The sequence below is a fragment of the Pseudomonas sp. W3I7 genome (genome assembly GCF_030816095.1).
Classification (GTDB): Bacteria; Pseudomonadota; Gammaproteobacteria; order Pseudomonadales; family Pseudomonadaceae; genus Aquipseudomonas; species Aquipseudomonas salomonii.
This window is the reverse complement of record NZ_JAUSXP010000001.1, coordinates 406,166-428,010: the sequence shown is the minus strand read 5'-3', so window position 1 is coordinate 428,010 and position 21,845 is coordinate 406,166. Positions and strand designations below refer to the sequence as shown.

Sequence of the window (21,845 nt, the reverse complement as noted above, 5' to 3'; positions counted from 1 at the left end):
TCGCAGGCAAGCCAGCTCCCACAGTGGATTTTCATGGTTCTTGAGATTGAGCCAGCACTATATAAGTGCTTTCGCACGCCGAGCACTGGCGTTATCCTCTCCTTCACCTAAACAGCCAAAGGGCGGCTAAAAGCAACCTTGAACGCACCCATAGCAGAACCCCATCGTTTTATCCTCGAGCCGTTTGAGGCTCGCCGTTTCGCCAACCTGTGCGGACAGTTCGACGAGCACCTGCGCCTGATCGAACAACGCCTGAGCATCGAGATCCGCAACCGCGGCAATCAGTTCGAGCTTATTGGTGAACCCCAGCACACCACGTCTGCAGAAAACCTGCTGCGCCGCCTCTACCGCGAAACCAAGGGTAGTGAGCTGTCGCCGGAGACCGTGCACCTGTACCTGCAGGAATCCGCCGTGGAAGACTTGGCCAACAACCCGGTGGCCGAAGCCAGCGTGGCCCTGCGCACCAAAAAAGGCATGATTCGCCCACGCGGCTTGAATCAGCAGCGCTACGTCAAGGAAATCCTCGGTAACGATATCAACTTCGGTATCGGCCCCGCCGGTACCGGCAAGACCTACCTGGCCGTGGCCTGCGCGGTCGACGCCCTGGAGCGCGAGCAGGTGCGACGCATCCTGCTGGTACGCCCGGCGGTCGAGGCTGGCGAGAAGCTTGGCTTCCTGCCCGGCGACCTGGCCCAGAAGATCGACCCGTACCTGCGCCCGCTCTACGACGCGCTGTACGAGATGCTCGGCTTTGAATACGTGGCCAAGTTGATCGAGCGCCAAGTGATCGAGATCGCCCCGCTGGCCTACATGCGTGGTCGCACCTTGAACAACAGTTTCATCATCCTCGACGAAAGCCAGAACACCACCGTCGAACAGATGAAAATGTTCCTCACCCGTATCGGTTTCGGCTCCACCGCCGTGATCACCGGCGACGTCACCCAGGTCGACCTGCCCAAGGGCACCAAGTCCGGCCTGGCCCAGGTGATCGACGTGCTCAAGGACGTGCCAGGCATCAGCTTCACGCATTTCATGCCCAAAGACGTGGTTCGCCACCCGTTGGTGCAGCGCATTGTCGAAGCCTACGAGCGCTTTGAGCACCGCGATGACGCACCCGCCAAGGACGTGCGCCGCGATGCTTGAGCTAGACCTGCAGCGGGCCACCGAAGCGCCCGCCCCCAGCGAAGCGCAGTTCCGTCAATGGTGCGCCCTGGCCCTGCGCCAGCGCACCGCCGACTCGGAACTGACCATCCGCCTGGTGGACGAGCCCGAAGGCCGTGAACTGAATCACACCTGGCGCCAAAAGGACTACGCGACCAACGTACTGTCCTTTCCCGCCGACGTGCCGGATGAGTTACTGGATATCCCGTTACTGGGCGACCTGGTGATCTGCGTCGAAGTGGTCGAGCGCGAGGCGAAGGAACAAGGCAAGGAACTTGAGGCCCACTGGGCCCATCTAGTCATCCACGGCTGCTTGCATCTCTTGGGTTACGACCATATAGACGATGACGAAGCCTGCGAAATGGAAACACTGGAACAAACGTTGCTTGCTGAACTGGGTCACCCTGATCCGTATGCAGACGACGAAAACTGAAACTACACATAACTGACACAACAAAGGATTTAGAGTAATCGCTATGAGCGAAGACCGATCGAGCAACGGGCAGAAGTCATGGCTGGGTAAACTGACCCAGGCTTTTGCCCACGAGCCGAAAAACCGCCAGGAGCTGCTGGAGCTGCTGCGCGAGGCCCATCAGAACAAGTTGCTGGACAGCGAAGCGCTGGCCATCGTCGAGGGCGCCATCCAGGTGGCTGACCTGCAGGTTCGGGACATCATGGTCCCGCGCTCGCAGATGATCAGCATCAAGGCGACCCAGACCCCACGGGAATTCCTCCCGGCCGTGATCGACTCGGCGCACTCGCGCTACCCGGTGATCGGTGAAAGCCATGACGACGTCATGGGCGTCCTGCTGGCCAAGGACCTGCTGCCGCTGATCCTCAAGGAGAACGGCGACAGCTTCAACATCAAGGACTTGCTGCGCCCGGCCACCTTCGTGCCTGAATCCAAGCGCCTGAATGTGCTGCTGCGCGAGTTCCGCGCCAACCACAATCACATGGCCATTGTGATCGACGAATACGGCGGCGTGGCCGGTCTTGTGACCATCGAAGACGTGCTTGAGCAAATCGTCGGCGACATCGAAGACGAGCACGACGTCGAAGAAGACAGCTACATCAAGCCGCTACCCAGCGGTGATTTCCTGATCAAGGCGCTGACGCCGATCGAGAACTTCAACGAGTTCTTCGACAGCGAGTTCTCGGATGATGAGTTCGACACCGTGGGCGGTTTGGTGATGAGTGCGTTCGGGCACCTGCCAAAACGTAACGAAACCACCGAGATTGGCGCTTATCGCTTCCGCATTCTGAATGCGGATAGCCGTCGTATCCACTTGATCCGCCTGACTCCGATTGCCCGCTAAGGACTGATATGCGCCGTCTGATTGCACCCGGCTGGCCCGGTAACCTGCTGGCCGTGGTGGCCGGCGCCATCACTACTCTGGCGCTGGCGCCGTTCGATCTGTGGCCATTTGCGCTGGTTGCAGTCGGGCTGTTCTACATCGGCCTGCGCGAGCTGACGCCACGCCAGGCCCTGGGCCGTGGCTGGTGTTTCGGTTTTGGCCTGTTTGGCGCCGGCACCAGCTGGATCTACTACAGCATTCACCACTTCGGCGGCGCTTCGGTGTTGCTGGCTGGCTTTTTGATGCTGCTGTTTACCGCCGCGATTGCCTGGTTCTTCGCCCTGCCCGCCTGGCTGTGGGCGCGCTGGCTGCGTCGTAATGAGGCGCCGCTGGCCGATGCGCTGACCTTTGCGGCGCTGTGGGTTGGCCAGGAAGCGTTTCGTGGTTGGTTCCTGACGGGGTTCCCTTGGCTGTACTCCGGTTACAGCCAACTCGATGGCCCGCTCACCGGCCTGGCGCCACTGGGCGGCATGTGGCTGATCTCCTTTGCCCTGGCGCTGACGGCTGCGGTGCTGTGCAACCTGCCGCGCCTGCTGGCCAGCAAGCGCAACGGCTTCATCGGCGCAGGCTTGGTGTTATTGGTTGCACCCTGGGCCATCGGCCTGGCGCTCAAGCATCACGCCTGGACCTCGCCCTCCGGCGCACCGCTGACCGTGGCGGCGATTCAGGGCAATGTCGAACAGAGCATGAAATGGGACCCCGCGCAGATCGACGCGCAGTTGGCGCTGTACCGCGACATGAGCTTCAGCTCCAAGCCAGTGGACCTGCTGGTATGGCCGGAAACCGCGGTGCCGGTGCTCAAAGAGTCAGTCGAAGGCTACCTGGGCATGATGGGCAAGTTTGCCGCCGACCGGCACTCCGCGCTGATCACCGGCGTACCGATCCGCCAGGAAGTGCACCACCAGAAGCGCTACTTCAATGGCATCACCGTGGTGGGCGAAGGCGAAGGCACTTACCTCAAGCAAAAACTGGTGCCTTTTGGTGAATACGTGCCGCTGCAAGACATGCTGCGCGGGCTGATCGCTTTCTTTGACCTGCCGATGTCGGACTTCGCCCGCGGCCCGTCCGATCAGGCGATGCTGCAGGCCAAGGGCTATCAGATTGCGCCGTTCATTTGCTACGAAGTGGTGTACCCGGAATTTGCCGCAGGCCTGTCGGCCCAGAGCGATTTACTGCTGACCATCAGCAACGACACCTGGTTCGGCCGTTCCATTGGCCCGCTGCAACACCTGCAAATGGCGCAGATGCGTGCGTTGGAAGCTGGCCGCTGGATGATCCGCGCCACCAACAATGGCGTGACCGGCCTGATCAACCCGTTTGGGCAGATCACCGCGCAGATCCCGCAGTTTGAACGCGGGATTCTCTACGGCGAAGTGGTGCCGATGCACAACCTGACGCCGTACCTGCAATGGCGCTCGTGGCCGTTGATCATTGTGTGCCTGGGCTTGTTCGGCTGGGCGCTGCTGGCGGGCCGGATGTCGAAAACCGTCTAACTCTGAGCGACACTACAAAATCAATGTGGGAGCTGGCTTGCCTGCGATAGCGGTGGGCCAGCTAAAAACCGGCCAACTGACACGACGCCTTCGCAGGCAAGCCAGCTCCCACACTTGATCTGCGGTGCTTCTGCTTACCGGTAAAACACCCGATACCCCACCTGCCCCACCGCCTCATTGATCAACTGCCCGCTGCGCCACACCGACACAAACTCCGGCATCCAGCCGCCCAGTGGCCGCGCATTGTCCACGCCCAAAAAGCCCACCGGCCCCGGCACCACGGTAAAGCCGGCCTTCTCGAAGCTCCACACCGCACGCGGCATGTGCCAGGCCTGGGTCACTACCACCACACGCTTGATGCCTTGCGGCAACAGGATGTCGGCGCTCATCTGCGCGTTTTCCCAGGTGGTGCGGCTGCGCTCTTCTTTCCAGCGCACGGTGACGCCAAAGTCATCCTGCATCGACACCGCCATCAGCTCCGCCTCGCTGGGTGGCGTGCCGTAGTGCAAGCCGCCGCTGGTCAGCACCGGCAAGCCAGAGGCCTTGGCCAGACGCGCGGCATAACGCTGACGCTCAAGCCCTGTACCGGTGGGTTGATCGGTGCCCCACGCAGGGTCGCCGCGCTCACGCCCGGAACCCAACACCACAATTGCATCGGCGCGCTGGGCCAGCGCCGCCCATTCTTCACGGGCCAACGGTGGCTCGGTCTCCAAGGCATGCGCGCCCCATTGCACCATCACCGGCAGGCTGATCAACCACAGCCCCCCGAACCCCACGGCAAAGCAGCAGCCGGCCAGGCGCGGGCGACTTTTACGCAACCACCAGGCAAGCGCCAGCAGCAGCAAAAAAAGGCCGGGCGGCAAGAGCAATTGTTTAATGAAATAACGAAAAGGCATCGGGCATCTCCAAAGATGCCCGAAGCCTAGATGCAACGGGGTTCAGCGACAATCTTTACCAACCTGTTTCGAGACGACTCAAAGGTTAACGTGGTGCTCCACGTTTACCGTGCGGCCCGACGTTTGTCGGAACCGCGACCCGCAGACACATCTTTCAGCCAGATCACCTTGGCCGAACGCAAAGGCTCTTGGGCGGGCGGGGCAGCCCGGTCCTCGGAGGCACGGTGGTGATTCAATTCCAGGTAGCCCTTGATCAATTCAAGTTCAGCCTGGCTCAAGCCTCGCAACTCCAGCTCCAGAGGCCGCTCATCAAGCAATCGGCCTGCGGTTCTTGCGGCATCCAATGCCCGACCCAAACGGTCGATCAGTCCTTCATACAATTGCGGTTTCATTAAAGTTCGCTGCGATTCAAGCATCCCCTCACCTCATTGAAGATAAGACTCACTCCCCAATAAACAGCGTAGTCCCCGTGGCTGCGCCTGCCTCGCGCCGCGACAGACGGCCCTCGCCGCGCAATCAGGGTTTCCCTCGATAGAGTGGGGTCATGTATGCTACGGCGCTTCCTGTAACTCCACTTCCCGCAGGGTTTGGGCACGGACGCGCCGCTTTTTGGTGTCGATCAACCTGAATGTTGTACCGAAGAGGATTAGGCCACCCCTATTCAGTTCAAAAGTAGCCATGCACGAACAATATCAGCCCCGTGAAATAGAAAATGCCGCCCAAACCTTCTGGGACGAGCAAAAGTCCTTTGAAGTCAGTGAACAGCCAGGCAAGGAGACTTACTACTGCCTATCGATGTTCCCTTACCCCAGCGGCAAGCTACACATGGGGCACGTGCGTAACTACACCATCGGCGACGTAATTTCCCGCTACCAGCGCATGCTCGGCAAAAACGTCCTGCAACCTATGGGTTGGGACGCCTTCGGCATGCCGGCGGAAAACGCCGCGATGAAAAACAACGTGGCGCCCGCCAAGTGGACCTACGAAAACATCGCCTACATGAAAACCCAGCTGCGTAGCCTGGGCCTGGCGGTGGACTGGTCCCGCGAAGTGACCACCTGCAAGCCCGATTACTACCGCTGGGAACAGTGGCTGTTCACGCGCCTGTTCGAAAAAGGCGTGATCTACCGTAAAAACGGTACCGTGAACTGGGACCCGATCGACCAGACCGTACTGGCCAACGAGCAAGTCATCGACGGTCGCGGCTGGCGTTCCGGCGCGGTGATCGAAAAGCGCCAGATCCCCATGTACTACTTCAAGATCACGGCCTACGCCGATGAACTCTTGTCGAGCCTCGATGACATGCCGGGCTGGCCTGAACAGGTCAAGACCATGCAGCGTAACTGGATCGGCAAATCCAAGGGCATGGAAGTGCAGTTCCCGTACAACGTCGATTCGATTGGCGAAGCCGGCGCACTCAAAGTCTTCACCACCCGCCCCGACACCCTGATGGGCGCGACTTACGTCGCCGTGGCCGCCGAGCACCCGCTGGCCACCCAGGCTGCACAGAACAATCCTGAGCTGCAAGCGTTCATCGCCGAATGCAAAGGCGGCAGCGTGGCCGAAGCCGACGTTGCCACCCAAGAGAAAAAAGGCCTGCCAACCGGCCTGTTCGTCGAGCACCCACTGACGGGCGAAAAACTGCCGGTGTGGGTCGCCAACTACGTGTTGATGCACTACGGCGATGGCGCAGTCATGGCTGTGCCGGCCCACGACGAGCGCGATTTCGAGTTCGCCACCAAGTACAGCCTGCCGATCAAATCCGTGGTGCGTACCAGTTCCGGCGAGACCAACCCGGCCCCGTGGCAAGACGCCTACGGCGAGCACGGCACGCTGATCAACTCCGGTGAGTTCGACGGCCTGGACTTCCAGGGTGCCTTCGACGCCATCGAAGTTGCCTTGATCAAGAAAAACCTCGGTGCCTCGCGCACCCAGTTCCGCCTGCGCGACTGGGGCATCAGCCGCCAGCGCTACTGGGGCTGCCCGATCCCGATCATCCACTGCGAAACCTGCGGTGACGTGCCGGTGCCGGAAGACCAGTTGCCGGTGGTCTTGCCTGAAGACGTGGTGCCGGATGGCGCCGGTTCGCCATTGGCGCGCATGCCCGAGTTCTACGAGTGCACGTGCCCTAAATGCGGCGCACCTGCCAAGCGTGAAACCGACACCATGGACACCTTCGTCGAGTCCTCGTGGTATTACGCCCGCTACGCCTCGCCACACTATGAAGGCGGCCTGGTAGAAAAATCCGCAGCCGACCACTGGTTGCCGGTGGATCAATACATCGGCGGCATCGAACACGCGATTCTTCACCTGCTCTACGCACGCTTCTTCCACAAGCTGATGCGCGACGAAGGCCTGGTGAGTTCCGATGAGCCGTTCAAGAACCTGCTGACCCAAGGCATGGTAATCGCCGAGACTTACTATCGCCGCGAAGCCAATGGCGCCTACACCTGGTTCAACCCGGCGGACGTCGAGCTTGAGCGTGACAGCAAAGCCAAGGTAATCAGCGCCAAGCTGAAATCCGACGGCCTGCCGGTGGAAATCGGTGGCACCGAGAAGATGGCCAAGTCCAAGAACAACGGCGTTGACCCACAGTCGATGATCGATCAGTTCGGCGCCGACACCTGCCGCTTGTTCATGATGTTCGCCTCGCCGCCCGACATGAGCGCCGAATGGTCCGACTCCGGGGTTGAAGGTTCGCACCGCTTCCTCAAGCGCGTCTGGCGCCTGGCGCACGCCCATGTCAGCCAGGGTTTGCCGGGCAAACTGGACGTGGCGTCATTGAGCGATGAGCAAAAAGCCATCCGTCGCAGCACCCACCTTGCCATCCGCCAGGCCAGCCAGGACGTGGGCCAGAACCACAAGTTCAACACCGCCATCGCCCAGGTGATGACGCTGATGAACGTGCTGGAAAAAGCCCCGCAAGCCACCGAACAGGACCGCGCGCTGGTACAGGAAGGCCTGGAAGCGGTGGTGTTGCTGCTGGCGCCAATCACGCCGCACATCAGCCATGAGCTGTGGAGCCGCCTGGGCCATAGCGATGCGGTCATCGATGCGCGCTGGCCGGTGCAGGATGACAGCGCGCTGGTGCAGGACACATTGCAACTGGTTATCCAGGTTAACGGTAAACTGCGCGGCCAGATCGACATGCCTGCCAGCGCCAGCCGTGAAGACGTGGAAGCCGCAGCGCGCATCAACGAAAACGTGCTGCGCTTTACCGAAGGCCTGACGATCCGCAAAGTGATCGTAGTGCCGGGCAAACTGGTCAACATCGTCGCCAGCTAATCGGATCGGGCGCAGGGCTTGAGCCCTGCGCCGAACTAAACCTTTAAGGCCTCGATAAGGCCAACATGGTTTCAAGGGGAGCAACAAAATGATCAAACGCAATTTGCTGGTGATGGGCCTCGCTGTGCTGCTGAGCGCTTGCGGCTTCCAGCTGCGTGGCACCGCCACCAATGAACTGAGCATCAAGGAACTCGACGTCAGCGCGCGCAACGCCTACGGCGATACCTTGACCCAACTGCGCCAGACCCTGGAAAGCAGCGGTGTACGTGTGGCCTCCGGCGCGACTTACAAACTGAACCTGGTGGACGAGAAAGAAACCCAGCGTAACCTCAGCTACGCCAGTGCCGGCCGTGCGTCGGACATTGAGCTGAACACCCTGGTCGTCTATGAACTGCAAGGCCGCGACCACCTGCCATTGATGGGTGACAAGGTTGAAGTGCAGAAAGTCGTCAGCCACGACGGTAACAACCTGGTGGGCTCGGACTCGGAGATCATCCAGGTTCGCAAGGAAATGCGTCGCGAGCTGATCCAGCGCCTGATGATTCGCCTGCAACAGCTGACGCCGGAAAAACTCGCCGCCTTGCAGCTGACCGCCGACAACAAGGCCAAGGCTGACGCCGACGCCCTGAAAGCTGCGCAGGAATACGAAGACAACACGCCGAAACAATCGCCAGCCGAAGTCCCTGTCGAGTAAGCCAGACGGGGCGCCCCTGGCGCCCCGTTCGCCCTGCCTATGAAACTTGCCCCCGCCCAACTCGCCAAGCACCTGCAAGGTGGCCTTGCGCCTGTCTATATCGTCAGCGGTGATGACCCGTTGCTGTGCCAGGAGGCAGCCGACGCGATTCGCACCGCCGCACGCCAGCAAGGCTTCGATGAACGCCAGGTGTTCAGCGCCGACGCCAGTTTCGACTGGGGCACGCTGCTGCAAGCCGGTGCGAGCATGTCGTTGTTCGCCGAGAAACGCCTGCTGGAACTGCGCCTGCCTTCGGGCAAGCCCGGTGACAAGGGCGCGGCGGCGTTGATGGAATACTGCTCACGCCCCGCTGAGGACACGGTGCTGCTGATCAGCTTGCCCAAGCTCGATGGCAGCGCGCAGAAAACCAAGTGGGGCAAGGCGCTGGTAGAAGGCCCGCAAACCCAGTTCATCCAGATCTGGCCAGTAGACAGCAACCAGCTGCCGCAGTGGATACGTCAGCGCCTGTCGCAATCAGGGCTGTCGGCAACGCAAGATGCCGTCGAGCTGATTGCCGCCAGGGTCGAGGGCAACCTGCTTGCCGCCGCCCAAGAGATCGAAAAGCTCAAGCTGATGGCCGAAGACGGGCAGATCACCGTCGAAACCGTCCAGGGCGCAGTCGCTGATAGCGCGCGCTTTGATGTGTTCGGGTTGGTGGATGCCATTCTCAATGGCGAACCCGCCCACGCCCTGCGCATGCTCGAAGGCTTGCGCGGCGAAGGCGTGGAACCACCGGTGATTCTGTGGGCGCTGGCTCGAGAGTTGCGAGTGCTGGCCAATATTGCCCTGCAATACAGCCAAGGCACGCCGCTGGACAAATGCTTCAGCCAGGCCAGGCCGCCGGTGTGGGACAAGCGCAAACCCCTGATGAGCAAAGCCCTGCAACGCCACTCGGCGCAACGCTGGGCGCAGCTGTTGCTCGAAGCGCAGCGCATCGACGCGCAGATCAAAGGCCAGGCGGCGGGCTCGCCGTGGATGAGCCTGAGCCGTTTGTCACTGTTGATGTCTGGCCAACGCCTGACACTCCCCGCCGAATAACCCCCTCTCTCGTAAGCACCACAGTCCCAATGTGGGAGCGGGCTTGCTCGCGAAGGCGCAGTGTCAGTCACTGAGGTTGTTGACTGATGCACCGCCTTCGCGAGCAAGCCCGCTCCCACATTTCGACCGCGTGTACACTTCTTGAAACTCGCCGGGCTTTACAGCCGCGCAACTTCGGCAGATGATTTGCACCGCGTCGCCCCACCTCAAGCACCCCACCTCAAGAGAGTAATGAACATGAGCAAAAAGCCATCCAAGCATGGCACCAACAAGGCCAAATCCATCATCGCCCAGCCACTGTTCCGCAGCCGTCAGGAACGCGCCGGCAAGGGCAAAGGCAGCTACCGCCGCGAAGCCTTCCAGTCTAATAGCTGGGAGGCTTCTTACTTTCTGGCTGCCTGAAGGCAAGTGCCCCTCCGGCATGATAAGGTCGGTACTTGATTTGTAATCCCTGGACCTGTGCATGCCCTCTAGCCTTTCCCGTCGTTGGCACCTTCGCCAACTGATCGCTGCCTCCAGCCTCATTCTGCTTGTCGCCTGCGCCGAGAAACCCACCGCCGCGGACGCGCAACCCCTGCCGAAGCTCCAGACCGTGCCTGCCGTCGCGCCTGCCGTGGTCCCCCCCTTGGCCGTGGACAATCTTGATATCCAGCCGACCCAGACCTTTGCCGAATGGCAGGCTGGCTTTCGTGCGCAAGCCCTGAGCGCGGGGATCACCCCCGCCGTCTTCGATAACGCCTTTGCTGGCGTGACGCCCGACATGGCGGTGATTCGCGCCGATCGCAGCCAACCGGAATTTTCCCGCCCGGTATGGGAATACCTCGACGGTGCCCTGTCGCCGGTACGTGTGCGTAATGGCCAAGCGTTGCTGATCAAGTACGCCGATATCCTGCAACGCATCGAAGAGCGTTATGGCGTTGACCGCCAGGCACTGGTTTCGGTGTGGGGCATGGAAAGCAACTTTGGCCAGTTCCAGGGCAATAACTCGGTGATCCGTTCGCTCGCGACCCTGGCCTATGAAGGCCGCCGCCCGGCGTTCGCCCAGGCGCAACTGCTGGCGGCGCTGCAGATCATCCAGCATGGCGATATCTCTGCCGACCAGATGAAAGGTTCGTGGGCCGGGGCCATGGGCCAGACCCAGTTCATCCCGACCACCTACAACACCCATGCCGTGGATTTCGATGGCGACGGTCGCCGCGATATCTGGAACAGCCCGGGCGACGCCCTCGCCTCCACTGCGCACTACCTGCAAAGCTCCGGCTGGCAGCGTGGCCAGCCGTGGGGCTTTGAGGTGAAACAACTGCCGGCGAACTTCGATTACGCCCTGGCCGACGGCGGCATACGCAAGACCGTTGGCGAGTGGATGAGACTCGGTATCCAGCTGCCATCTGGCGCGAGCATGCCACCCAACGTCGAGCAACTGTCCGCCGCCCTGCTGCTGCCGGCCGGCTACCGTGGCCCGGCATTCCTGGTGCTGGATAACTTCCGCGCAATCCTCAAGTACAACAACTCATCGTCCTATGCGCTGGCCGTGGGCCTGCTGTCGGAGCGGTTTGGTGGCGCGGGTATGATTCGTGGCGATTGGCCCAAGGATGAGCTGCCGCTGAGTCGCTCCCAGCGTATCGATTTGCAGACGGTGCTCAGCGCCAAGGGCTATGACGCGGGCAACCCGGACGGGATTATCGGCGCCAACACGCGCAAGGCGATCCGGGCGGCGCAGCAGTCGTTGGGTTGGCCCGCGGATGGGTATCCGACGGTGAAGCTGCTGGAGTCGCTGCAAAGCCGTTAAATCGGCCTATGGCGACTGCCGCTTTCGCGAGCAAGCCCGCTCCCACATTTAACCGCGTACATCCTTTGGAATGCGGTCGAATGTGGGAGCGGGCTTGCTCGCGAAGACGGCATGACAGGCGACAATTACTTCAGAACTACATCCTGCTCCAACACCAACTGCTGCTCCCCCGCATCCAACCGCACCAGCGCGCCCAGCGGCAGCGTCAGGTTCGGATCGCAGTGCCCACTGCGCCAGCCGGACAGCACCGGAATACACAGCGGCTTGAACGTCTGCTTGAGCAGCCGCTCCAATGCCGCCTTGTCCACACCCGATACATCCCCGACCAGCACACCGGCGACCTGGCACAGCTTGCCCGCCAGGCGCAAATGGGTCAGCAGTCGGTCAATTCGGTAGAGCGGCTCGTTGACGTCTTCGATAAACAGGATGATGCCTTCAGCGTCGATCTCAAACGCCGTGCCCATCACTGCGGCGATCATCGACAGGTTGCCACCGAGCAAACGCCCGCAGGCGATACCCGGCTCAATTGTGGTCAGCGGGTAAGCAACCGGGTGTGCCAGCACGCTGCACTCGCTCAGTTGCCCGCGCAGCATGCTGAACAGCGATGACTCGGTGGGCTGCTGTTTGTCACCGAGCAGGTCAGCGTTGAGCATTGGCCCATGAAAGGTCACAAAACCCGCGTAGCGGTTGATGGCCAGGTGCAATGCGGTGATGTCGCTGTACCCCACAAATGGCTTGGGGTTGGCACCAATCAGGTCGAAATCGAGCATGTCCAGTAATCGCGGGGTGCCGTAACCGCCCCGCAGGCAGAAGATTGCATCGATTTCGGGATCGGCAAACGCCGCATGCAAATCGCGCAGGCGCACCTCGTCGCTGCCGGCCAGGTAGCCATCGCGTTCATACACACCGGGGAATATGCGCAGCTCATGGCCACGGGCGCGCATCCACTGGCCGGCTTTTTCAACATCCAGTGCGGCAGGGCCGGCGGGGGCGATCAGGCCAATTACGCCTTCGGGGCGCAGGGCAGGCACGGCAGCCGAGAGTTGAGTCGTCATCCATGGTTCTCCGTGGTTGGATACCCAGGCACTCTAGCCACTGATGGTTGCAAACAGAAGGGAGAAAAGGAGGGAAACTCTGTAGGAGCAGTTCGGCTGCTCCTACAGGGGGGAAGTGCTTACGAAACCAGGCTCGCCTTGACCAGCTTGGCTTGCTCATCGGCGTGGTACGAGGAACGTACCAGCGGGCCCGAAGCCACGTTCTTGAAGCCCATCTTGTAACCTTCCTCGGCGAACCAGGCGAAGGTGTCCGGGTGCACGAAACGCTGCACCGGCAAGTGGCTGCGCGACGGTTGCAGGTACTGGCCCAGGGTCAGCATGTCGATGTCGTGTTCGCGCATGCGCTTCATGACTTCGATGACTTCTTCGTCGGTCTCGCCCAAGCCCAGCATCAGGCCGGATTTGGTCGGGATGTGCGGCATCATCTGCTTGAATTTTTGCAGCAGGGTCAGCGACCACTGGTAGTCCGAACCCGGACGCGCGGCCTTGTACAGGCGTGGCACGGTTTCCAGGTTGTGGTTGAACACATCCGGTGGCTCGGCCGCGGTGATTTCCAGCGCGACGTCCATGCGGCCACGGTAGTCCGGCACCAGGGTTTCGAGCATCACGTTCGGCGACAGCTTGCGGATCTCGCGGATGCAGTCGGCAAAGTGCTGGGCACCGCCGTCACGCAGGTCGTCGCGGTCTACGGAAGTGATCACCACGTATTTGAGTTTCAGGTCGGCAATGGCAATCGCCAGGCTTTCCGGCTCGTTAACGTCCAGCGGCTTCGGCCGGCCGTGGCCAACGTCGCAGAACGGGCAACGACGGGTGCAGATGTCACCCATGATCATGAACGTGGCGGTGCCGCCGGAGAAGCATTCGCCCAGGTTCGGGCAGGAGGCTTCTTCGCACACGCTGTGCAGCTTGTGTTTGCGCAGCAGGGCCTTGATACGGTCGACTTCCGGCGAAACCGGGATGCGCACGCGGATCCAGTCGGGCTTCTTCGGCAGTTCGGTGGTCGGGATGATTTTCACCGGGATGCGTGCAACCTTCTCGGCGCCGCGCAGCTTGACGCCGGCTTCGACCTTGGCACGCGGGGCCGGGGCCGGACGCTCGGTGATGTCCAGCGTCGGGATCATGGTTTGCACTGCATCAGTAGTCATAATCAGTCGATTCCGCCCGTAAGGGTCGTCTGCTCAGCATAGTCGAGGTGTTTGACGAGCTGCGCACGCAGCCGGGCACTTACCTCGGCAAATTTAATCGGTGTGGCGTGGTCGCTCAGTTGAGTCATCGCAAGCCCGGCGTAACCGCACGGGTTGATGCGCCGAAACGGCGCCAGGTCCATGTCCACATTCAGGGCCAGGCCATGAAAGGAGCAACCATGGCGAATGCGCAAACCGAGGGAGGCGATTTTCGCGCCGTCCACGTATACACCGGGTGCATCGGGCTTGGCCGCGGCAGTGACGCCGTAACTGGCCAACAGCTCGATCAGGCAAGCCTCCATGCGGCTTACCAGGTCACGTACGCCATAGCCCAGCTTGCGTACGTCCAGCAATAGATAAGCGACAAGCTGACCAGGGCCATGGTAAGTCACTTGGCCACCTCGGTCGACCTGCACCACCGGAATATCACCCGGCAGCAGCAGATGCTCAGCCTTGCCGGCCTGGCCCTGGGTGAAGACCGGCGGGTGTTCCACCAGCCAGATTTCATCCGGGGCCGAGGTGCCGCGCTCGTTGGTGAAGCGCTGCATGGCATGCCAGACCGGCTCGTAGGCCATCTGGCCGAGCTCGCGAAAGCCCAGGACCTGTGACATCACAACACCATGTGCACGAAGCCGGTGGCCCGCAGTTCACTGTTGATGTCGTAGAGCTGGTCTTGACCGGTCGCCACGATGTGCAACTGGATCGTGGTGTACTTACCGTTGGAACTCAAACGCTCGTCCACCCGGTTGTCGTTGATCGTCGCGTGTTTACGCACGATCTCGAGAATCCTGTCTTTGTTGCCTACACCGGTATCGCTGATCACCTTGACGGGATAGTCCACGTTGGGGAATTCGATCTTTGGCGCCTTTACTTCTACTTCTTTATCGGTCATGGCAGAACAGCCTCGTAAGCGCTAAGCCGTGGCGACGGGCAAAGCCCCGCGCTGGATCAACGCGGGGCTTTGCAGGTGCGCACAATCAGTTGAACAAGCCGTAGAAGAATAGACGGATGCTATCCCACACGCGGCGGAAGATACCACCTTCGTCAACGGCGTCCAGTGCGATCAGGTCGGCGCTGTGCACCACCTTGTCGTCCAGCTTCACTTCGACTTTACCGATCACGTCACCCTTGGCGATTGGAGCAACCAACTGCGGGTTCATGGTCATGCTGGCCGCGAGCTTTTTCAGCTGGCCTTTAGGCATGGTCAGGGTCAGGTCATCGGCCAGGCCGGCCTTGACTTGATGGGTCGCGCCTTTCCATACCGGGGCTTGAGCCAGCTCGGCGCCCTTCTGGTAGAAGGTCTGGGTTTCGAAGAAACGGAAGCCGTAAGTCAGCAGTTTTTGCGTTTCGGCCGCACGGGCCTGCTCGCTGTTGGTGCCAAATACCACGGCGATCAGGCGCTGGCCATCACGTACGGCGGACGACACCATGCAGTAGCCGGCTTCGTCGGTGTGGCCGGTTTTCAGACCGTCGACGGTCTTGTCACGCCACAGCAGCAGGTTACGGTTAGGCTGCTTGATGTTGTTCCAGAAGAATTCCTTCTGGGAGTAGATCGCGTAGTGCACCGGGTCGACACGGATGATCGCGCGAGCCAGTACGGCCATGTCGTGAGCCGACGAGTAGTGCTCCGGGTTCGGCAGGCCGGTCGGGTTCATGAAGTGGCTGTTGGTCATGCCCAGGTCGCCGGCAGTCTTGTTCATCAAGTCGGCGAACGCGTCTTCGCTGCCGGCGATGTGCTCGGACAGGGCCACGCTGGCGTCGTTACCGGACTGGATGATGATGCCGTGCAGCAGGTCGCTCACGGTCACTTGCGAACCGACCTTGATGAACATCCGCGAACCGCCGGTGCGCCAGGCATTTTCGCTGACGGTAACCGGGTCATTCTCGCCGATCTGGCCGCGACGGATTTCCAGGGTCGCGATGTAGGCCGTCATCAGTTTGGTCAGGCTGGCCGGGGGCAGGCGCTGGTCACCGTTGTTCTCGACCAGCACGTTGCCGCTGGCGGCATCCATGAGGACCCAGGCCTTGGCGGCCAGTTGCGGGGAAGCTGGCACCATTTCCACCGCCCAGGCGGCCGGGGTAATGATCAGCGAAAGAAGCAGGCACGTGCGTTTGGCTAAGGTGGTGATGTTCATCCGTCTCTCGAAATTGCTTATGGAAACTTGCCCTCGCGGGCAAAACTATTCAGACAGCCCGCTGCCAGACTGTCGCGTGTTCGGTTGCCCGCTCACCCCTTGCCCCTGGGTTTTTATTGTTCAACGAGCCAACAACCTCGGTTCAGGCGAACCTGAACCATCAATCCTTTTACTTATTCAGCCGTGACGACGCTGGGTTGCCCCAGGTTGGCCAGGCGCACACTGTTCTGCACCTGCGCCACTTCACTTGGCGAACCAATCGGGCCCATGCGCACACGGTGCAGGGTTTGCTGGTTACGCACGATGGAGCTGATAAACACTGGCGCGCTGACCATGCCGCTGAGCTTGGACCTTAACAGTTCTGCCGCATCCGGGTTGGCGAAAGCGCCGACCTGCAGGTACTGGCCGCCGACTGTAGATGCGCCTGGCGCTGCATGCGGCACCACCACCGTGTCCGGTGCGTGCTGCGCCGGTGGTGGGGTCCACTGCTCGATCTTGCCCGCCGAGGCGGTCACTTGCGGTTGCGGGGTTTGCGGCTCGTTGAGCATCAATGGCGCCGGTTTGCCACGCTGAGCCCAATACTGCGCCGGGTCGATACCTTCGACTTTCACGCGCGCGGTGCCGGTTTCGGCATAACCGAGTTTCTTCGCGGCGGCGTAGGACAAGTCGATGATCCGGTCCGAATAGAACGGCCCACGGTCGTTGACCCGCAGGATCACCGTGCGGTGGTTGTCCAGGTTGGTCACGCGTACATAGCTGGGCAGCGGCAAGGTCTTGTGGGCCGCGCTCATGCCGTACAGGTCATACACTTCGCCGTTGGCGGTGTTCTGGCCATGGAATTTGGTGCCGTACCAGGACGCCGTGCCCGTTTGCGAGTAGGTCTTGGAATCCTGCAGCGGGAAGTAATTCTTGCCCAGCACGGTATACGGGTTGGCTTTGTAAGGCCCGGTGTGCAGGGTCGGCGTGGCATCCGGGATCTTCGATACGTCGACATCCCACCACGGCGCGCCGTCTTTGTGCGCGCGGTTGATGTCCAGGCCCGGCTGGGCGCGCACGATAGCCCCGCCCTTCGGCGCCGGAGCACGGCTGGTGGTGGAGGAACAACTGACAACCAGCAAGGACAACGCGGCGAACGCCACCAGCGTGAGCGGTTTTTGGAACGGCGATACCCGCATTACTTGTTGCCCCGTGCTTGGACCAGCATGTCTGACAGCTGATGCACGGCCATGGCGTACATCACACTGCGGTTATAACGCGTGATTGCGTAAAAATTCTTCAGGCCCATCCAGTATTCCGGGCCGTTTGCGCCTTCGAGGCGGAACGCCGTCACCGGCATATCATCGCGTGGCGCATTCTGACTCGACCAGCCCAGCGCTCGCAACTCCCCGACGGTCTTGACCGGCTCAATACCTTGGGTCAAACCTTCGTCGGCGTGCTCGCCGGTGACATCGGCGCGGATCACCACCGGTTCACCGGCCACCCAGCCGTGGCGCTTGAAGTAGCTGGCCACGCTGCCGATGGCGTCGTCCGGGTTGCTCCAGATATTAATGTGGCCGTCGCCGTCGAAATCCACCGCATACGCCCGGAAACTGCTCGGCATGAACTGCGGCAGGCCCATCGCACCGGCGTAGGAGCCCTTGAGAGTCAACGGGTCGACCTGTTCTTCGCGGGCCAGCAGCAGGAATTCACGCAGCTCCTTGCGGAAAAACTCGGCGCGCGGCGGGTAATCGAAGCCCAAGGTCGACAAGGCGTCGATCACCCGGTAACTGCCGGTGTTGCGCCCGTAGAAGGTTTCGATACCGATGATGGCGACGATAACCTGGGCTGGCACGCCGTATTCCTGCTCGGCGCGCGCCAGTACCGCTTCGTGCTGGCGCCAGAAATCCACGCCACGCGCCACGCGGGCGTCGGTGAGGAACATCGGGCGGTAGTCTTTCCACTGTTTGACGCGCTCGGCGGGACGCGAGATCGCATCAAGGATCGCCTGCTTGCGCTGGGCTTCACGGAACACGCCCATCAGCTGTTCACCGGCGAAACCGTAGTCGCGGGTCATTTCACCGACAAATTCGGCGACCTGGGGTGAACCATCGTAGTCACCGGCCTGCACCTCTTGCGTCGCGCCCAGGAGCCCAATCAGGCCCATCCAGGACGCGTGCCGAGTCGCCCAGCCGCGCATTACTTGCATTGACATCTTCACCTTATTCAAACCTGCGCGATCCACTTGCGATGCGTGTGAATCGACATCAAAACCCCAAACGCTGACATCAATGTCACCAGCGAAGTTCCGCCGTAGCTAATGAACGGCAACGGCACCCCAACCACCGGCAACAGGCCACTGACCATACCGATGTTGACGAAAACGTAAACAAAAAAAGTCATGGTCAGGCTGCCGGCGAGCAATTTGCCAAACAGCGTCTGCGCCTGGGCGGTAATCACCAGGCCGCGACCAATCAGCAGCAAATAGATCAGCAACAGCGCGCAAATGCCCACCAGGCCGAACTCTTCACCCATTACCGCAATGATGAAGTCGGTATGGCTTTCGGGCAAAAAGTCCAGGTGTGACTGGGTACCCAATAACCAACCTTTGCCAAATACGCCCCCGGAACCAATCGCCGCCTTGGACTGGATGATGTTCCAGCCGGTGCCCAGCGGGTCGCTCTCCGGATCAAGGAACGTCAGGATCCGCTGCTTCTGGTAGTCGTGCATAAAGAAGAACCACATGGCCACCGCCACCGGAATCGCTGCGGCCAGCACGCTGAGGATCCAGCGCCAACGCAGGCCACCCATAAACAGCACGAACGCCCCGCCCGCCAGGATCAGCAGCGAGGTGCCGAGGTCGGGCTGGCGCACAATCAGGATGAACGGCACGCCGATCAATATCAGGCTGATGCCCACGTGTTTGAGCTGCGGCGGCAAGGTGCGCTTGGACAAATACCAGGCGATGGTCGCCGGCATCAGGATCTTCATGAATTCCGACGGCTGGAAGCGAATCACGCCAGGAATGTTGATCCAGCGCGTCGCGCCCATGGCGTTGTGACCCATTACGTCCACCACCACCAACAGCAAAACACCAACGACATACCCCAGCGGCACCCAGCGCGCCATAAAACGCGGCTCCAGCTGGGCGATAACCACCATCGACAACAGACCCAGGCCGAACGACGACGCCTGCTTGATCAGCAAGTCCCAGTTTTTACCGCTGGCCGAATACAGCACGAACAGGCTGCCGGCCGCCAGGGTCAGCAGCAAAATCAACAGCGGGCCATCAATGTGCAGGCGCTGCAGCAACGTCGCACGGCGACGCATCACATCCTCACTGGAGAGGATGCGGTCAAAATTACTCTTCACGGGCCGTAACCTCGGTACTTGAAGGGGGGCCGCCATATTCGGGTTTAAGCCTGCCGTCGTCGGCCAACAGCCAGGCGTCCATGATCTGGCGCACCACAGGCGCCGCGACGCCGGAGCCGGACTCGCCGTTCTCGACCATCACCGCCACCACGATTTTCGGGGCGTCGGCCGGCGCAAAGCCGACAAACAAGGCGTGGTCGCGGTGACGCTCCTGAACCTTGGAGCGGTCATATTTCTCGCCCTGCTTGATCGCGACCACCTGGGCCGTACCGCTTTTGCCGGCAATGCGGTATTGCGCACCGACCGCGGCCTTGCGCGCCGTGCCACGGGCGCCGTGCATCACTTGCTGCATGCCGTGGTTGACCTTGGTCCAGTCGGACGGGTCGCGCAGCACAATGTCCGGAATCGGGTTTTCATCCACAGGCTTTTCGCCTTCGATGGTTTTGGCCAAGTGCGGGCGGTTCCACACGCCTTTGTTGGCCACCAGCGCCGTGGCCTGGGCCAGTTGCAGCGGTGTGGCCTGCATGTAGCCCTGGCCGATGCCGAGGATCAGGGTTTCGCCCGGGAACCATGCCTGGCGACGGGTCGCGCGCTTCCACTCCCGCGACGGCATCAAGCCAGGGGATTCTTCGAACATATCCAGGGAGACTTTCTGACCAAGGCCGAACTTGCCCATATAGGCAGACAGCCGATCAATCCCCAGCTTGTGGGCCAGGTCATAAAAATAGGTGTCGTTGGAACGCATGATCGCGGTGTCCAGGTCGACATAGCCGTCACCGGTGCGGTTCCAGTTACGGTATTTGTGATCGTAGTTGGGCAGCATGTAGTAGCCGGGGTCGTACACGCGGCTCGAGGCCGTGACCACACCCGAATCCAGGCCGGCAATCGCCACCGCCGGCTTGATGGTCGAACCCGGCGGGTACAGCCCGCGCAGTACGCGGTTGAACAGCGGCCGGTCGATGGAATCACGCAACTCGGCATAGGCCTTGAAGCTGATACCGGTCACAAACAGGTTCGGGTCGAAACTCGGCTGGCTGACCATCGCCAGCACTTCGCCAGTGGCCGGGTCAAGCGCCACCACGGCGCCACGACGACCGCCGAGCGCCATCTCCGCGGCTTCCTGCAACTTGATATCCAGGCTCAGCACAATGTCTTTGCCGGGGATCGGGTCGGTGCGCTTGAGCACGCGCAGCACGCGGCCACGGGCGTTGGTCTCGACTTCTTCGTAACCCACCTGGCCGTGCAACTCCGGCTCGTAGAAACGCTCGATGCCGGTTTTGCCAATATGGTGGGTGCCGCTGTAATTCACCGGATCGAGGCTTTTCAGCTCTTTCTCGTTGATGCGCCCCATGTAGCCCACCGAGTGCGCAAAGTGTGCCCCTTGCGGGTAATGCCGCACCAACTGCGCCACCACTTCCACACCCGGCAAACGGAACTGGTTCACCGCGATGCGCGCGATCTGTTCTTCATTGAGCTCGAACAGGATTGGCACCGGCTCGAACGGCCGACGCCCCTGCTTCATGCGTTTTTCGAAGATCACGCGGTCTTCCGGCGTCAGTTGCAGCACCTCGACGATCACGTCGAGGACCTGCTGCCAGTCGCCGGAACGCTCGCGGGTCATGCTCAGGCTGAAACTGGGCCGGTTGTCTGCAACCACTACGCCATTGCGGTCGAAAATCAGCCCGCGGGTCGGCGGGATCGGCTGCACATGCACCCGGTTGTTTTCCGACAACGTGGAGTGATAGTCGTACTGGATCACCTGCAGGTAATACAGGCGCGCAATCAGCACCGCAATCAAACCCACCACCAAAAAAGCGCCAAACACCACGCGCGCGCGTACCAGACGTGCGTCTTTCTCGTGGTCCTTGATGCGGATCGGCTGGGTCATCGGCAATGGCGCAGATTATTTGTGGTAAGGGTGCCCGGACAGAACTGTCCAGGCGCGATACAGCTGTTCACCGATCAGAATCCTTACCAACGGGTGCGGCAACGTGAGAGCCGACAGCGACCAGCGCTGGTCCGCCCGCGCGCAGACTTCCGGCGCCAGCCCTTCGGGGCCGCCGACCATGAAGTTGACGGTACGCGAGTCCAGGCGCCAGCGGTCCAGTTCCACCGCCAACTGCTCGGTGCTCCAGGGCTTGCCGTGCACCTCGAGGGTGACGATGCGCTCATTGGGGCCGACCTTGGCCAACATGGCTTCGCCTTCCTGACGGATAAAGCGCGCCACGTCGGCATTCTTGCCCCGGGTGTTGAGCGGTATTTCCACCAGCTCCAGCGACAGCTCAGCGGGCAGACGCTTGGCATACTCGTGCCAGCCTTCTTCCACCCACTTGGGCATGCGTGAACCGACAGCGATCAGACGCAGGCGCACAG

General features: G+C 61.2%; 21 protein-coding genes. 9 read left to right on the top strand and 12 right to left on the bottom strand.

Features of this window, described 5'->3' with window-relative positions:
- The first annotated feature begins 138 nt into the window (after positions 1 to 138).
- The 4 genes from QF043_RS02105 to lnt are packed head-to-tail and all read left to right on the top strand — an operon-like array spanning position 139 to position 4,009.
- A complete protein-coding gene (locus tag QF043_RS02105; RefSeq protein ID WP_058420190.1) occupies positions 139 to 1,143 on the top strand; it encodes a PhoH family protein in 1,005 nt (334 codons plus the stop codon).
- The gene (gene ybeY, locus QF043_RS02100) at positions 1,136 to 1,594 is read left to right on the top strand and encodes an rRNA maturation RNase YbeY (RefSeq protein WP_307417348.1); all 459 of its coding nucleotides are present in this window, start codon (positions 1,136 to 1,138) and stop codon (positions 1,592 to 1,594) included. The genes QF043_RS02105 and ybeY overlap by 8 nt, the downstream gene beginning before the upstream one ends.
- Before the next feature lie 43 nt (positions 1,595 to 1,637).
- Positions 1,638 to 2,477 (top strand): HlyC/CorC family transporter, encoded by an 840-nt coding sequence (locus QF043_RS02095; RefSeq protein WP_010206772.1) that lies wholly within the window; start codon positions 1,638 to 1,640, stop codon positions 2,475 to 2,477.
- An 8-nt stretch (positions 2,478 to 2,485) separates the two neighbouring features.
- Positions 2,486 to 4,009 carry an apolipoprotein N-acyltransferase gene (gene lnt / locus QF043_RS02090; protein ID WP_307417347.1) on the top strand — a complete coding sequence of 508 codons (1,524 nt, stop codon included), beginning with the start codon at positions 2,486 to 2,488 and terminating at the stop codon, positions 4,007 to 4,009.
- 134 nt (positions 4,010 to 4,143) lie between these two features.
- On the opposite strand, the gene QF043_RS02085 is transcribed toward lnt, so the two are convergent.
- Together QF043_RS02085 and QF043_RS02080 are read right to left on the bottom strand one after the other, a co-directional pair.
- Positions 4,144 to 4,905 (bottom strand): YdcF family protein, encoded by a 762-nt coding sequence (locus tag QF043_RS02085; RefSeq protein WP_307417346.1) that lies wholly within the window; start codon positions 4,903 to 4,905, stop codon positions 4,144 to 4,146.
- A 104-nt stretch (positions 4,906 to 5,009) separates the two neighbouring features.
- A complete protein-coding gene (locus QF043_RS02080) occupies positions 5,010 to 5,321 on the bottom strand; it encodes a hypothetical protein (protein WP_307417345.1) in 312 nt (103 codons plus the stop codon).
- A 262-nt stretch (positions 5,322 to 5,583) separates the two neighbouring features.
- Here QF043_RS02080 and leuS point away from each other — a divergent pair, with 262 nt between their 5' ends.
- From leuS to QF043_RS02055, 5 genes are all read left to right on the top strand, one after another.
- Positions 5,584 to 8,190: a leucine--tRNA ligase gene (gene leuS / locus QF043_RS02075; RefSeq protein ID WP_307417344.1), complete on the top strand. Its 2,607-nt coding sequence runs from the start codon at positions 5,584 to 5,586 to the stop codon at positions 8,188 to 8,190.
- An 88-nt stretch (positions 8,191 to 8,278) separates the two neighbouring features.
- The gene (gene lptE, locus QF043_RS02070; protein WP_305455972.1) at positions 8,279 to 8,884 is read left to right on the top strand and encodes an LPS assembly lipoprotein LptE; all 606 of its coding nucleotides are present in this window, start codon (positions 8,279 to 8,281) and stop codon (positions 8,882 to 8,884) included.
- A gap of 39 nt (positions 8,885 to 8,923) precedes the next feature.
- Positions 8,924 to 9,961 carry a DNA polymerase III subunit delta gene (gene holA, locus QF043_RS02065; protein WP_017136058.1) on the top strand — a complete coding sequence of 346 codons (1,038 nt, stop codon included), beginning with the start codon at positions 8,924 to 8,926 and terminating at the stop codon, positions 9,959 to 9,961.
- 237 nt (positions 9,962 to 10,198) lie between these two features.
- Positions 10,199 to 10,363 (top strand): alternative ribosome rescue factor ArfA, encoded by a 165-nt coding sequence (gene arfA, locus QF043_RS02060; RefSeq protein ID WP_307417343.1) that lies wholly within the window; start codon positions 10,199 to 10,201, stop codon positions 10,361 to 10,363.
- 61 nt (positions 10,364 to 10,424) lie between these two features.
- Entirely contained in the window at positions 10,425 to 11,750 is a 1,326-nt protein-coding gene (locus tag QF043_RS02055; RefSeq protein WP_307417342.1) for a lytic murein transglycosylase, read from the top strand.
- Between the two features lie 125 nt (positions 11,751 to 11,875).
- On the opposite strand, the gene QF043_RS02050 is transcribed toward QF043_RS02055, so the two are convergent.
- The 10 genes from QF043_RS02050 to rlmH all read right to left on the bottom strand — a co-directional run bounded on the left by QF043_RS02050 (position 11,876) and on the right by rlmH (position 21,843).
- A complete protein-coding gene (locus QF043_RS02050; RefSeq protein WP_307417341.1) occupies positions 11,876 to 12,805 on the bottom strand; it encodes an LD-carboxypeptidase in 930 nt (309 codons plus the stop codon).
- Positions 12,806 to 12,924: 119 nt separating this feature from the next.
- Entirely contained in the window at positions 12,925 to 13,926 is a 1,002-nt protein-coding gene (gene lipA, locus QF043_RS02045; protein WP_057444888.1) for a lipoyl synthase, read from the bottom strand.
- A gap of 26 nt (positions 13,927 to 13,952) precedes the next feature.
- Entirely contained in the window at positions 13,953 to 14,600 is a 648-nt protein-coding gene (gene lipB / locus QF043_RS02040) for a lipoyl(octanoyl) transferase LipB (protein ID WP_056861968.1), read from the bottom strand.
- A complete protein-coding gene (locus QF043_RS02035; protein ID WP_307417340.1) occupies positions 14,600 to 14,881 on the bottom strand; it encodes a DUF493 domain-containing protein in 282 nt (93 codons plus the stop codon). Before QF043_RS02035 ends, lipB begins: the two co-directional genes overlap by 1 nt.
- An 85-nt stretch (positions 14,882 to 14,966) precedes the next feature.
- Entirely contained in the window at positions 14,967 to 16,124 is a 1,158-nt protein-coding gene (locus QF043_RS02030; protein WP_017136053.1) for a D-alanyl-D-alanine carboxypeptidase family protein, read from the bottom strand.
- 173 nt (positions 16,125 to 16,297) lie between these two features.
- The gene (locus tag QF043_RS02025; protein ID WP_307417339.1) at positions 16,298 to 17,299 is read right to left on the bottom strand and encodes a septal ring lytic transglycosylase RlpA family protein; all 1,002 of its coding nucleotides are present in this window, start codon (positions 17,297 to 17,299) and stop codon (positions 16,298 to 16,300) included.
- The gene (gene mltB / locus QF043_RS02020) at positions 17,299 to 18,309 is read right to left on the bottom strand and encodes a lytic murein transglycosylase B (RefSeq protein WP_307417338.1); all 1,011 of its coding nucleotides are present in this window, start codon (positions 18,307 to 18,309) and stop codon (positions 17,299 to 17,301) included. Before mltB ends, QF043_RS02025 begins: the two co-directional genes overlap by 1 nt.
- 17 nt (positions 18,310 to 18,326) lie before the next feature.
- Entirely contained in the window at positions 18,327 to 19,430 is a 1,104-nt protein-coding gene (gene rodA, locus QF043_RS02015; RefSeq protein ID WP_056861965.1) for a rod shape-determining protein RodA, read from the bottom strand.
- A gap of 31 nt (positions 19,431 to 19,461) precedes the next feature.
- Entirely contained in the window at positions 19,462 to 21,360 is a 1,899-nt protein-coding gene (gene mrdA / locus QF043_RS02010; protein ID WP_056861964.1) for a penicillin-binding protein 2, read from the bottom strand.
- A gap of 15 nt (positions 21,361 to 21,375) precedes the next feature.
- Positions 21,376 to 21,843 (bottom strand): 23S rRNA (pseudouridine(1915)-N(3))-methyltransferase RlmH, encoded by a 468-nt coding sequence (gene rlmH / locus QF043_RS02005; RefSeq protein ID WP_003176297.1) that lies wholly within the window; start codon positions 21,841 to 21,843, stop codon positions 21,376 to 21,378.
- Positions 21,844 to 21,845 lie beyond the last annotated feature (2 nt).

Coding starts and splice junctions, on each gene's coding strand:
- ybeY (WP_307417348.1), top strand. CDS start 1,136: ATGCTTGAGCTAGACCTGCAGCGGGCCACCGAAGCGCCCGCCCCCAGC.
- QF043_RS02095 (WP_010206772.1), top strand. CDS start 1,638: ATGAGCGAAGACCGATCGAGCAACGGGCAGAAGTCATGGCTGGGTAAA.
- lnt (WP_307417347.1), top strand. CDS start 2,486: ATGCGCCGTCTGATTGCACCCGGCTGGCCCGGTAACCTGCTGGCCGTG.
- QF043_RS02085 (WP_307417346.1), bottom strand. CDS start 4,905: ATGCCTTTTCGTTATTTCATTAAACAATTGCTCTTGCCGCCCGGCCTT.
- QF043_RS02080 (WP_307417345.1), bottom strand. CDS start 5,321: ATGCTTGAATCGCAGCGAACTTTAATGAAACCGCAATTGTATGAAGGA.
- leuS (WP_307417344.1), top strand. CDS start 5,584: ATGCACGAACAATATCAGCCCCGTGAAATAGAAAATGCCGCCCAAACC.
- lptE (WP_305455972.1), top strand. CDS start 8,279: ATGATCAAACGCAATTTGCTGGTGATGGGCCTCGCTGTGCTGCTGAGC.
- holA (WP_017136058.1), top strand. CDS start 8,924: ATGAAACTTGCCCCCGCCCAACTCGCCAAGCACCTGCAAGGTGGCCTT.
- arfA (WP_307417343.1), top strand. CDS start 10,199: ATGAGCAAAAAGCCATCCAAGCATGGCACCAACAAGGCCAAATCCATC.
- QF043_RS02055 (WP_307417342.1), top strand. CDS start 10,425: ATGCCCTCTAGCCTTTCCCGTCGTTGGCACCTTCGCCAACTGATCGCT.
- QF043_RS02050 (WP_307417341.1), bottom strand. CDS start 12,805: ATGACGACTCAACTCTCGGCTGCCGTGCCTGCCCTGCGCCCCGAAGGC.
- lipA (WP_057444888.1), bottom strand. CDS start 13,926: ATGATCCCGACGCTGGACATCACCGAGCGTCCGGCCCCGGCCCCGCGT.
- lipB (WP_056861968.1), bottom strand. CDS start 14,600: ATGTCACAGGTCCTGGGCTTTCGCGAGCTCGGCCAGATGGCCTACGAG.
- QF043_RS02035 (WP_307417340.1), bottom strand. CDS start 14,881: ATGACCGATAAAGAAGTAGAAGTAAAGGCGCCAAAGATCGAATTCCCC.
- QF043_RS02030 (WP_017136053.1), bottom strand. CDS start 16,124: ATGAACATCACCACCTTAGCCAAACGCACGTGCCTGCTTCTTTCGCTG.
- QF043_RS02025 (WP_307417339.1), bottom strand. CDS start 17,299: ATGCGGGTATCGCCGTTCCAAAAACCGCTCACGCTGGTGGCGTTCGCC.
- mltB (WP_307417338.1), bottom strand. CDS start 18,309: ATGCAAGTAATGCGCGGCTGGGCGACTCGGCACGCGTCCTGGATGGGC.
- rodA (WP_056861965.1), bottom strand. CDS start 19,430: ATGCGTCGCCGTGCGACGTTGCTGCAGCGCCTGCACATTGATGGCCCG.
- mrdA (WP_056861964.1), bottom strand. CDS start 21,360: ATGACCCAGCCGATCCGCATCAAGGACCACGAGAAAGACGCACGTCTG.